Source organism: Nocardia tenerifensis NBRC 101015 (assembly GCF_000308715.1).
Classification (GTDB): domain Bacteria; phylum Actinomycetota; class Actinomycetes; order Mycobacteriales; family Mycobacteriaceae; genus Nocardia; species Nocardia tenerifensis.
Genome location: NZ_BAGH01000412.1, coordinates 1 through 10,930, shown reverse-complemented (window position 1 = coordinate 10,930; position 10,930 = coordinate 1). Strand labels below are relative to the sequence as shown.

General features: G+C 69.9%; 11 protein-coding genes. 5 read left to right on the top strand and 6 right to left on the bottom strand.

The annotated features are described in order from the left end of the window. On the top strand, window positions 1–491 hold a 491-nt coding region (locus ON39_RS32645; RefSeq protein WP_218006187.1), incomplete at its 5' end, for a hypothetical protein. 34 nt (window positions 492–525) lie between these two features. After that, a complete protein-coding gene (locus tag ON39_RS32640) occupies window positions 526–1,695 on the top strand; it encodes an aKG-HExxH-type peptide beta-hydroxylase (protein ID WP_040739955.1) in 1,170 nt (389 codons plus the stop codon). Between the two features lie 63 nt (window positions 1,696–1,758). Here ON39_RS32640 and ON39_RS32635 read toward each other — a convergent pair whose 3' ends face one another. The 5 genes from ON39_RS32635 to ON39_RS32615 form a co-directional block, all read right to left on the bottom strand. Then, complete coding sequence (locus ON39_RS32635; RefSeq protein WP_040739954.1) at window positions 1,759–2,757, bottom strand: pyridoxal phosphate-dependent aminotransferase; 999 nt, start codon at window positions 2,755–2,757, stop codon at window positions 1,759–1,761. Next, window positions 2,754–3,782, bottom strand: coding sequence for a 3-oxoacyl-ACP synthase III family protein (locus ON39_RS32630; protein ID WP_040739953.1), 1,029 nt, complete (start codon window positions 3,780–3,782; stop codon window positions 2,754–2,756). Before ON39_RS32630 ends, ON39_RS32635 begins: the two co-directional genes overlap by 4 nt. Then, window positions 3,782–4,447, bottom strand: a complete 666-nt coding sequence (locus ON39_RS32625) for a hypothetical protein (RefSeq protein ID WP_040739952.1) — start codon at window positions 4,445–4,447, stop codon at window positions 3,782–3,784. The genes ON39_RS32630 and ON39_RS32625 overlap by 1 nt, the downstream gene beginning before the upstream one ends. Beyond that, window positions 4,444–6,147, bottom strand: a complete 1,704-nt coding sequence (locus ON39_RS32620) for a thiamine pyrophosphate-binding protein (protein WP_083894827.1) — start codon at window positions 6,145–6,147, stop codon at window positions 4,444–4,446. The genes ON39_RS32625 and ON39_RS32620 overlap by 4 nt, the downstream gene beginning before the upstream one ends. A 194-nt stretch (window positions 6,148–6,341) precedes the next feature. After that, the gene (locus tag ON39_RS32615) at window positions 6,342–6,620 is read right to left on the bottom strand and encodes a hypothetical protein (protein WP_040739950.1); all 279 of its coding nucleotides are present in this window, start codon (window positions 6,618–6,620) and stop codon (window positions 6,342–6,344) included. A 398-nt stretch (window positions 6,621–7,018) separates the two neighbouring features. Between ON39_RS32615 and ON39_RS32610 the strand changes: the two genes are divergently transcribed. Continuing rightward, complete coding sequence (locus ON39_RS32610) at window positions 7,019–7,840, top strand: SAM-dependent methyltransferase (RefSeq protein WP_040739949.1); 822 nt, start codon at window positions 7,019–7,021, stop codon at window positions 7,838–7,840. An 8-nt stretch (window positions 7,841–7,848) separates the two neighbouring features. Here the strand turns inward: ON39_RS32610 and curA are convergent, their stop codons facing one another. After that, window positions 7,849–8,868 (bottom strand): NADPH-dependent curcumin/dihydrocurcumin reductase, encoded by a 1,020-nt coding sequence (curA, locus tag ON39_RS32605; protein WP_040739948.1) that lies wholly within the window; start codon window positions 8,866–8,868, stop codon window positions 7,849–7,851. A gap of 101 nt (window positions 8,869–8,969) precedes the next feature. Here curA and ON39_RS32600 point away from each other — a divergent pair, with 101 nt between their 5' ends. Continuing rightward, a complete protein-coding gene (locus tag ON39_RS32600) occupies window positions 8,970–9,698 on the top strand; it encodes an LGFP repeat-containing protein (RefSeq protein WP_425454145.1) in 729 nt (242 codons plus the stop codon). Between the two features lie 158 nt (window positions 9,699–9,856). After that, the gene (locus ON39_RS32595; protein ID WP_040739946.1) at window positions 9,857–10,597 is read left to right on the top strand and encodes an LGFP repeat-containing protein; all 741 of its coding nucleotides are present in this window, start codon (window positions 9,857–9,859) and stop codon (window positions 10,595–10,597) included. The last annotated feature ends 333 nt before the right edge of the window (window positions 10,598–10,930 follow it).

Here is a 10,930-nt window from a genome sequence, read left to right as displayed (position 1 = left end):
CGGTCACGGTGGCCTTCACCAACGAGCACGAGTGGCACGCGCACGCCACCGCGTGGCCGATCGCCGCGCGGGTCGACGCGGCCACCGCCGCGGTGCTCGGCGCCGACCTGCGTCGCCGCTTCATCCACCCGCTCGTCCGTGAGGAGGGCGGCGCGTACACCGCGTACGCGGGATTCGACGCGACCGCCTCGGCGCTCGTCGCCTACACCGGCGCGGACCCGTGTGACGCGACCCGATGCCGGCAGCTGGGAACCCTGCCCGAGTCCAGGTACTTCCGGCCCGACGAGGACGCGCTGGAGACGGCGCGGCTGATGGTGCTCCAGCGATATCGGCTGGACCCCAAGGACTTTCCATCCGCCGTCGCCCGCGCGCTGGCGGCCCCGCACCGGCCGCCGACCGTCGCGGAGCTGGCCGCGGTCACCGCGGCCGACCTCGCGCACCTCGCCGAGACCAGCTTGTCCGCACAGCAGTGCGCGTCGGTCAGTCACTGAGGCCGACTCCCTACCACCGTCGAAACGAAATCCCATGCCTGACATCAGCATTACGCCGACCCCGGCCTCCGGCACCGATCGCCTGCCCGACCTGCTCGCCGACCGCGCGAAAGACACGCTGCTGCGCAAGCTCGACACGCACCTCGCGCACCCGGCGGACCCGTACCGCGACCAGATGGCGCTCGCCCGCGAGTCGGTGGACCGGCTGCCGGACGGCGACCTGGCGCGCGCGGTGAGCCATCCCCTGTTCAAGAAGTGGTCGGTGTCGGACGGCAAGGCGACCGATATCCAGCCCCTGGACCTGAACCGAATCCTGTTGGCCGCCTTGATAGAGGGCGACGCGGTACCCGATCGCGCCATGGTGGTCCCGCTGGCCGAGGGCGACCTGCGCGGCCCCGGGCTCCGCCATCGGCGCGTCGCCGACGAGCCCTTCACCTCCATCCGCATCACCGGGGACGAGGCGCTGCTGGACGCCGGGCCGAGCCGGCACGGCGTCACCTCGCGCGAACTGCTGCACCAGGGCGTGCGCCCGCTCCCGGACGCCGATCTCGTGCTCGACGCGGGCGATCCGGTGTTCCGCCGCTTCCTCGCGCGCATGAACGCGGTCCCCGGCGTGGGCACCGACGCGCGCCGGGACCTGAAGCCGGTCACCCAGCCGAGCCCGGCCCTGATCGACGCGTATCGGACGGTGCTCACGCTGCTGCGCGAGTGTTGGCCCGAGGCCGCGGCCGAGCTGCTGCGCTACGTGCGCGTCATCGTCCCGTTCGAGAGCGAGCTGCTGCTCGGCTGGGCGACGCCGCTGTTCCAGGGCGCGGTCTTCGTGCGCTCCGCGCCCGACGATCTGCTGTTCACCTTCGAGCGCCTGGTGCACGAGGCCGCGCACCTGCGGCTCTTCGCGATTCAGCACACCGGCAGACTGCACGACGACCCGCCCGACAAGCGGCTCGTCTCCGTGGCCCGCCCCGACCCGAGGCCGGTAATCGGGGTGTTTCACGCGTCTTTCGTGTACGCGCGGCTGTGCGAGGCCTTCGCCAAGGCCATCGACCACGGCATGGACGAGCGCTGGTCAGCCCGGCTCGACACCCTGCTCATGCGCTACCGCGCCCTGTCGCGCACGCTGCACGAGGGTGCGACGCTCACCGCGCTGGGCGAGGACATCCTGGCCCAGCTCGACGCGCGCATCGACGCCCTCTTCGTGCGCTGAAAGTCGCTGGCCGGCACCGTATCCACCTCGCTTCCGATGAAACAGATTGCTATCGCGGCACTTTCATCGCGCCGCGGCGACGACAGCCTCGGTCGCGGCGGGATCGCCCACGGTGATCCGGATACCGGTGGCGCAGTGCTTCACCTGGATGCCCTCGCGCGCGAAACCCACCCGCAACCGATCGAGTTCGGCTGGGGCGCAACCGGATAGGTAGACGAAGTTCGCGGCGCTGGTCGGCACGAGGTAGCCGAGCTCGCGCAGGCCGTCGGTGAGCCGGCCGCACTCGCGGGTGATCGACTCGGTGCGCAACGCCAGCTCGTGCTCGGCGGCGTAGCAGGCGCGGACGCCTGCCTCCGCCAACGCGGTCGTGCCGAAGGGCAACTGCCAGCGCCGGATTCGGGCGATGAGCGGCGCCGCGCCGACCGCGTAGCCGACACGGAGCGCGGCGAGCCCGTATGCCTTGGAGAAGGTGCGCGTCACCACCAGGTTCGGGTGCCGTTCGAGCAGGGTCGCGGTGTCGACCCGCTCGCCGGGCGGCACGAAATCCACGTACGCCTCGTCGAGGACGACGACGACCGACGGGTCGGTGCGCGCGAGAAAGTCCGCGAACGCGTTGTGGCGCAGACGGGTACCCGTCGGATTGTGCGGGCTGCACAGCACCGCGACGGCCGTGCGATGGTCGACGGCGGCCGCGATCGCCGCCAGGTCTTGGTGCCCGTGCGGCGTCAACGGCACCTCGACCACCCGCCCGCCGACGGTGTCGGTGAGCAGCGGATAGCCGTCGAAGGTCGGCGTCGCCATCACGACGCCCGCGCCGGGAGTCACGAACTCCTGCAGAATGTGCATGATCACGCCGGTCGCGCCCGCGCCGACCACCACCCGGTCCGGTGGGTAGCCGAGCCGCCGCGCGATGAGCTCGGGCAGCCTGCGCGGCAGGAACTCCGGGTAGCGGTTCGCGCCGGCCAGCGCGTCGGACAGCGCCGCCCGCACCGAAGGCAAAGGCCCGTAAGGGTTCTCGTTGAGCGAGAGCCGGAGACCGAGGCGCGCGGTCGGCTCGGTCAACCCGCGCGCCCGCCCCAGCGCACCGCGGCGGCCGCCGCGAAGTCTCCGGCGTGCGCGAAGCCCGCGAACATGACCAACGACCCGGCGGGCACCCGCCCCGCCCGCACCGCCTGGTCGAAGGTGACGGGCATGCCCGCCGCGAAGAGGTTGCCGCACTCGTCGAACGTGTCGGGGTGCCGCTCCACCGGGATCTGTAGCGCGTCACGCCAATTGCGGAGGAACGCCCGGTTCGGCTGGTTGGTGATCAGCACGTCCACCTCGTCGGACCGCACGCCGATCCGGCCGCAGACCGCGTGGGCCGCCTCCGGCACGATGCGATTGCCGCGGGCGAGGACCTTCGCGATCTTCGACTCGGTGAAGCCGACGTACATCTGCCCGGGACCCGCCTCCCAGTACTTGCGCGGCGGCTCGGCGACCCCCGTCATCTGCCCGGCGAACTCCGGCAGATGCCGGGCCTCGATACCGAGAATCGGTGAGTCGCCGGACTTCACGAGCAATCCGGCGCCCGCGCCGTCACCGGGGATGGCGGCCTGCGGCTTGCCCCGCACCTGCTCCTGGGTGAAGATCTGGCCCGCCGCGTTCTGCACGGTCAGGATGAGCGCGGCGCGCGCCTCGCCGCCGAGCAGCAGTTGCCTGGCGATCTTCATGGCGTAGACGAATGCCGCGCACCCGCCGTTGTGCAGGTCGATGAGCCACTCCGGGGCGATGCCGAGCCGGGCCGCGATCTCCCCGCCGTTGCCGACGATGGGCGTCTCCGGCAACTGGGTGTGCGCGATGAGAATGTCTATCTCGTCGAGGAATTCGCGGCCGCGGCGCTCGAGCATCGGCGCGATCGCCTGCTCGGCCATGTCGGCGGGGGTCTCGCCGGGCGCGATGTGGTGGCGCGCGGGCGGCGACTTGAACATGGCGTTCGAGACGGTGTCCGCCGGATCGGCGTAGCGGGCGAAATAGTCTGCGGTGACCCGGTTCTTGGGCAGGTAGCTGGAGACGTCGACCAAGCTGACGGTGTCGGTCGCGGCACCCATCAGCTCATCCACCCCGGCTTGATCGGCTCGCCCTTGACGTGGCGGTGCTCGCAGATCGCCTTCAGATTGCGCAGTTCCAGCAGATGCCCCGCGTAGAAGAGGTTCCAGAAGTCGCCGACCCAGACCGGCCGCTCCGGCGGCGCGGTCTCCGGGTAGCCGTTCTCGTCGTAGAACGGATGGTGGCAATTGGTCCACAGCACCACCGAGCCCGGCTTGTTCAACGCCGTCTGCGCGTCGAAGACCCGCATGAGGTAGATCATCCAGAGGTGATCGGGCTGATCCCAGGCGCAGTGGTAGTCGACGGTGCGGGCCGCGGCGTTGGCGACGGTGCGGGTGTAGATGCGGGTGTGCTCGCCGATGCGGTCGTCGGACACCCAGAGATCGGGCTGGTCCGTGCGCTCGAAACCGCGCATGCTGTAGGTCCATTCGCACAGGCTGCGGGTGTCGGCGAGGTACTCGAACACCTCGTCCGGCGGCGCCGCGATGTACTCGTTGACGGTGCAGAACTGTCCGTAGACTTCGTCGTGCGGGTACACGGCGCGGGTCATGTCCAAGACCATCGGCATGGCCTCCTTGAAGCTGATGTTCTCGACCCGGTACACACCGGGCACGTCGAGCTCGGGAACCTCGAGGGGCTCGGCCGTGGACGCGGCTGGTTCGGTCATGCGGTGAGCTCCTTCAAGAAGGGGGCGAACGGCGGGACTTCGTCTGGGTCACACAGGATTTCGAGGAAAACGGGGCCGGTCGCGGCGCGGGTCTCGTCGAGTGCGGCCACGAGTCGCTCGCGAGTATCGGTGGAGTAGGCCGGTAGGCGCGGAAACATCGCGGCCACCGCGGCGCCGATGCGCGCGGGCCCGAACCTATTGTAGGTGTAATCGCCGGAGTAGTAGAGCTGTTCACGCGTCACGCACATGGCGTGCGCGTTGTTGTTGAAGACCACGAACGTCACCGGCGCGTGCTGCTCGATGGCGGTGTGCACCTCATGCCCGTGCATGAAATACGCGCCGTCCCCGGCGATGACGAACGTCCGGCGCCCGCGGCCGAGCGCGCTGCCGATGCCTGCCCCGAACGCGTACCCCATGCCGCCCATGCCCAACGCGATGACGGAGCGTCCGCCGGCCGGAACCGTCAGGTAATGCACCGCGGCCGCGCCCGTATTGCCGGCGTCGACCACCACATCCGTGCCCGGTGTCAGGCTCGCGCTGATCGCCTCCACCGCGTCGCGGTAGCGCACTCCCGGACCCGACGTCGGCGGAACACGCAGCGCCGGAGCGGAATCGAGTCGCTCCCAGCCAGGCGGATCCCCCACCTCACCGGCCGCCGCCAGCTCCAGCAGCCACGGCCCGAGCGGGCCGCGCAACGAGACGTGCGTGCGCACGAACGCCGGATCCGCGCCCACATGTAGCACGTGGGGGCAATTCCTCAGGGCCCCTTCGAGACCGGTGCGGGCGAGCACCGGCATCGGGGTGCCGACCAGCACGCAGAGGGCGGCGGCGTCGATCAGCTCGGCCACCCGCGGGTGCCCCATGGTGCCGGCGATGCCCGCGAACAGCGGATGGTCGTTCGGGAAGGCGTCTTTGGCGTCCGGCGTCACCGCCACCGCCGCGCGCAAAGCCTTTGCCGCCGCGAGCAATTCGGCTCTCGCGTCGGCGCGCGACACCTCCGGGCCCGCGATGATCACCGTGCACCCGTCCCTCGCGGCGGAGGCGACGAGCGCGAGCGCCGCCTCGCGCGCGGCCGGTTCGCTACGCTCGTGAGTCCGATCGGTACGCGGCACCGCATCGTCGTCGGGCACCGGTTGCGTTTGAATATCCTTGGGCAGCAACAACACCGCCGGTCCACCCGCCATCGCGGCGTCGATCGCCTGCCGCACGGCCGCCGTGACATCCCCGGCCCGCGTCAGCTTGACACAGCACCGCGCGACAGCGCCGAACAACCGCTGCGCGTCGATGCGTCCCGCGCCACCGGCCGTGTCCTGAAATGCCCCGCGCCCCTCCAGGGTGAGCGGCGGCTGCCCGACCAGGGCCAGCACCGGAACGCGTGAGTCGAACGATTCACCCAGCGCGGCAACGAGATTCAAGGCGCCGCCGCCGGACGTGGCGGCGACGACACCGAGCCGGTTGGTGGTGCGCGCGTAGCCGTCGGCCATCGTCGCGGCCCCGAACTCGTGCTTGGCGACGATCCCGGTGATCGGCACGGCGCTGCGCTGCAACGCGTCGTACAGGTCTTCGATATTCGCGCCGCCGACGCCGAAGACGTGATCGGTGTGCTCGGCGACGAGGTCGACGATGCGGTCGGCCACGGACTTCGGTCGCTCGGCCGAGGTCTTGGTCGCCGTTTCCCGAACACATGGGGTCCGATTCATCGTCCACAATGTATCTGGGACGACAGTCGGCCAGCAAGGTGATGCGCATCACAAGCGGTAAGGAAACCGGTTGGTGCGCAACAACTTTGATCGACCGACCAGTTCTTGGTCCGGTGCCCGAATCAGTTGTGCGCCGCTGTGGCGCCGGCACAATGCCGCCGCCTCGACGAGGACTCCCGCCGAGTCGCGGCCGATCAGCCGATCACGGAGTTCATGATGGTGCCCGCACTGGTGGCGACCGCGCCGCCGGCCATCGCGCTGGCGATCATCTTGGGTGATTCCAAACCGCCGCCGTTCCACTTCTCCCACGCGAATCGTCCACCGCCGTAGGTGATCGCGGTGATGCCGGACAATTGGACCAGCCAGGTGAAGTAGCGGCCGATTTGCAGCAATTTGTCCGCCATGGGCGGGGCCTCCGGTGCCGGATTGCCGACCTCCGCGAGAACGGTGTCGTGTAGCGCGGCGAGAATCATGCTCACGTTCGTGCTCCTTTTCGCAGACTGAGGTGGATCAGGACACGAGCAATGGCGACGTATCGCTGCTGGCTCGGAAAAACTTGTGACCTGCGCAATTGAACCCCATCAAGATCACGAATGGGAAGCGACACACCATTTTGTCGACACACCGAGACCTGAACACTCGCCCAGATCAACCGGTCGCCGACACCGTCGCCGGCGACGCCCGCGAGCAGGTTCACCCCGAAACAGGACCCGGCCCCGGAAAACCACCGTTATCCGATCGAACCGCCGCATGCCGGGCGTTCGCTGGAATATCCTTGCCGGGCACGTTTCGCAGGAGAAAGTCGCCAGCCGTGGGCGACTCGGCGGTCACCGGGCCCGACGCTTCCGTGACCGCCTAGGAGGGAATCACCATGCCGGACAGCCGTTCACAGTCCACCGCCGCCTTACCGACCAGGATCGACACGAGCGTCGCGCACGAGGCGCGAGTGTACGACTATTGGCTCGGCGGAAAGGACAACTACCCGGCCGATCGCGCCCTCGCCGACGCCATCGCCACGCATATCCCCGCCATCCGCACCATGGCCCGCGCCAATCGCGCGTTCCTCGGCCGTGCGGTGCGGTACCTGACCGCCGAGGCGGGGATCGACCAGTTCCTCGACATCGGCACCGGCATACCGACCGCGGGCAACACCCACGAGGTGGCCCAGCGTCTGAATCCGGCGGCGCGCGTGGTCTACGTCGACAACGATCCCATCGTGCTCGCGCACGCCCGCGCCCTGATGTCGAGCAAGCCGCAGGGCAAGACCAGCTTCATCCACGCCGACCTGCACGACCCGGGCGCCATCCTGCGCGACCAGGCCCTCGGCGCCACCCTGGACCTCACCCAGCCGATCGCCATCATGCTCGTCGCGATCATGATGTACTTCCGCGACGAGGACGACCCGCACGGCATCATCGCGAACCTGCTCGACGTGGTGCCCTCCGGCAGCTACCTGGTGATCACCCACCCCACCGCCGACTTCGACGAGCGCGCCATGGCGCGGGTGGTCGCCTCCGCCGAGCAGGCGGGCATCACCTTCCATCCCCGCAGCCGCGCCGAGACCGAGTCGCTGTTCGCGGGCACCGAGATCGTCGAGCCGGGCGTGGTCCCGGTGGTCACGTGGCGGCCCGACGGCGAGGCCGCCGATCCCGAATCCGCTTGGTACTGGGCGGGTATCGGCCGCAAACCCTAGGCCGTGAGCTAGTCGGCGACCCGCACGACGACCTTGCCGAAGTTGCGGCCCTCGAGCATGCCGATGAAGGCCTCGGGGGCGTGCTCGAGCCCCTCGGTGACGTCCTGGAGGTAGCGCACGCGGCCGTCGGCGACCCACTCGGTCATGTCGCGCAGGAAGTCGGGGAAGACCTCCTCGACGAACTCGGTCTGGATGAAGCCGCGGATGGTGAGGCTCTTGATCAGGATGCGCGAGTAAAAGGCGGGCAGGTTGTCGGGTCCGTCCGGGCGGCCCGCCGCGTTGTAGTTGGCGATGAGGCCGCACACCGGGACCCGCGCATAGGTGTTGAGCAGCGGATACACCGCCTCGGCGACCGGGCCCGCGACATTCTCGAAGTAGACGTCGATGCCGTCGGGCACCGCGGCCTTCAGCTGCTCGGCGAAGTCGGCCGCGCGGTGGTCGATCGCGGCGTCGAAGCCGAACTCGTCGAGCAGGTACGCGCACTTCTTCGGCCCGCCCGCGATGCCGACCGCGCGGGCGCCCTTGATCTTGGCGATCTGGCCGACCGCCGAGCCGACCGGTCCGGTGGCGGCGGCGACCACGACGGTCTCCCCCGCCTTCGGCTGACCGATCTTCAGCAGGCCGGAGTACGCGGTGAAGCCCGGCATGCCCAGCACGCCGAGCGCGGTGGACACCGGCGCCGCGCCGGGATCGAGCTTGCGCAGGCCGGACGCGTCGGCGACGTCGTGCGTCTGCCAGCCCGAATAGGCAAGCGCCACATCGCCTTTCGCGAAGCCGGGGGCGCGCGACTCGAGCACCTCGCCGACGGTGCCGCCGACCATCACCGCGCCGACCTCGACCGGTTTCGCATAGGACTTCGCGGTACTCATCCGGCCCCGCATGTACGGATCGAGCGACAGATACAATGTCCTGAGCAGCACTTGCCCGTCCTCGAGTGGCGGCAGTTCTGCGGTCTCGGTGCGAAAGTTCGCCGCGGTCGGCGCGCCCTCCGGGCGGGAAGCAAGCACGATTCTCGTCGTCTCGACCATGGTTGCGAGCTTAGCCCGGCTAACGGTGAAGGTGGGGCGACCGATAGCCCCGGTGTCGAAATTCCATCCTGTCTCGTCGACCAACAGCAGAGGGAGTTCTCTTGACACGCCTACGTAGCACCCGAATCGCATTGACCATGACCACCGCCGCGGCGGCGGCCCTGCTGACCGCGGGAACCGCGACCGCGCGCCCGATCGGCCCCTTCGACGTCGGCGGGGCCATCGAAGTCGAGTACGACCAGGCCGGGGGCGGCGCCTTCTTCGGCGACCCGGTCATTCCCGAGTCGGACGTGGGGCGCGGCGGCAGATATCAGGCCTTCGAACGCAACGCCTCGATCTACTGGCATCCGGCCACCGGAGCCAACGAGATCGGCGGCGCGATCCGCGACAAATGGGGTGACTTCGGCTACGAGAACGGACTGCTCGGCTTCCCCGTGACCAGGGAGGAGTCGACGCCGTCGAAGCCCGGCCGCTACAACCACTTCCAGGGCGGATCGATCTACTGGTCGGTCGGCACCGCCGCGCATCAGGTCGGCGGGGCGATCCGCGAGAAGTGGGGCTCCTACGGCTGGGAGAACAGCCCACTCGGCTTCCCGATCACCGACGAGGCGCCCGCCAAGAACAACGGCCGCTACAACCTCTTCGACGGCGGAGCCATCTACTGGTCCGGCTTCACCGGGGCGCACGTCGTGTGGGGCGCCATCCGCACGAGCTGGGAGGCCAGGGCCGGCGTCGACGGCGGGTACGGATACCCGACCAGCGACGAGTACGACTTCGAGGGCGGCAAGGCGCAGGACTTCCAGGGCGGCCGAATCACCTGGCGGCCCTGAGCCGTCCTGCTGAAACGGCGGAGCCCGTCCCGCGCAACGGGCGGGGCCGTCCCGCTGATCCGACGGACCGGGCCGCGTGCGCGTCGGTCCGGGAGGCGTGCCATCATCGCCTACCAACGCTCCGCCCCGTCTCGTCACACCTGACCTAGGAGTCTCACTTGGCCCGTCTTCGTCCCCTCCGTCCGTCCGGCTCCGCAGCGCTGGCCTCGACCGCCGTCGCGCTCGCGACCCTGCTGACCGCGGGTGTCGCGACCGCGCGACCGATCGGCCCGTTCGATGTGGGCGGGGCGATCGAGGCCGAGTACGACCAGGCGGGCGGCGGCGGGGCCCTCGGCGACCCGACCACCCCGGAGTCGGACGCCGCGGGCGGCGGCAAATTCCAGGATTTCGCGCGCAACGCCACGATCTACTGGCACCCCGACACCGGCGCGCACCAGGTCGGCGGCCCGATCCTGGACAAGTGGCGCGCCCTGGGCGCGGAGACCGGCGGCCTGCGCTACCCGGTCACCCGCGAGGAGGCGACCCCGGTGAAACCGGGGCGTTTCAACCAGTTCCAGGGCGGGTCGATCTACTGGTCGGTGGGCACGGCCGCGCACCAGGTCGGCGGCGTCATCCGCGACAAGTGGTACGCCCTCGGCGCCGAGAACAGCCCGCTCGGCTTCCCGATCACCGACGAGGCCCCCGCCAAGAACAACGGCCGCTACAACCTCTTCAACGACGGCTCCATCTACTGGTCGAAAGCCACTGGCGCGCACGCCGTTTGGGGCTCCATCCGCACCAGCTGGGAGGCCAGGGCAGGCGCCGACGGCCCCTACGGCTACCCGACCAGCGACGAGTACGACTACGAGAACGGCAAGGCCCAAGACTTCCAGGGCGGCCGAATCACCTGGCGACCCTGAGCAATTGGACCAAGCGGCCCGCGTCCTACGACGCGGGCCGTTGCCGTGCGACGCGGGCCGTAGTCACCCGACCCGGGCCGCAGTCGCGCGACCGGGCCGCAGTCGCGCGACCCGGGCTGTGGTCACGCGGCGCGTGCCGCAGTCACGCGACCGAGCTGTAAACACGCGGCGCGCACCGTAGTTGTGTGACCCCGGGCTTTGGTCATGTGACCCGGACTGTGGTCGCGCGACCCGGGGCCGTAGTCATGCGGCGCGGGCCGGTCGTGCGAGCCGGGCTGTGGTCACGCGACCCGAACTGTGGTCATGCGGCGCGCCGTAGCCGCGCGACCCAGG